The sequence below is a fragment of the Psychroserpens mesophilus genome, assembly GCF_050617655.1.
In the GTDB taxonomy this organism is placed as follows: domain Bacteria; phylum Bacteroidota; class Bacteroidia; order Flavobacteriales; family Flavobacteriaceae; genus Psychroserpens; species Psychroserpens mesophilus_A.
The window spans coordinates 1-259 of the sequence record NZ_JBODQC010000262.1 but is presented as its reverse complement, the minus strand read 5'-3'; the positions used below and the strand labels follow the sequence as shown (position 1 = coordinate 259).

The 259-nt window shown below is 55.6% G+C and carries 1 pseudogene; it reads right to left on the bottom strand.

Annotated elements, in window-relative coordinates:
• Positions 1 to 259 (bottom strand): annotated as a pseudogene (locus ACRHNM_RS17195) (TonB-dependent receptor); the annotation flags it as partial.

Genomic DNA, 259 nt, shown 5'->3' with positions numbered 1-259 from the left:
CATTGAATTCGTCAACATCGCCATAGGCCAGGCGCTCCAGCAGCGTCTTGCGGTTGGCTGTCCGGGACAGGGAGACCTCGTCCACGTCGTCGTATCGGAATCCAATCCCCAGGTCCAGATACCCTTTTCTGGGCGTGCCTTCACCGTGAAAGCTATGCCTCCAGACGGTTTGTCCGCCCAAGAGCAGGCGTTTTTCCTGTTGGCGGATCTGATCGCCGTTTACGGGATCCTCCAGGAAAAAGGTAAAATTGGAATACAG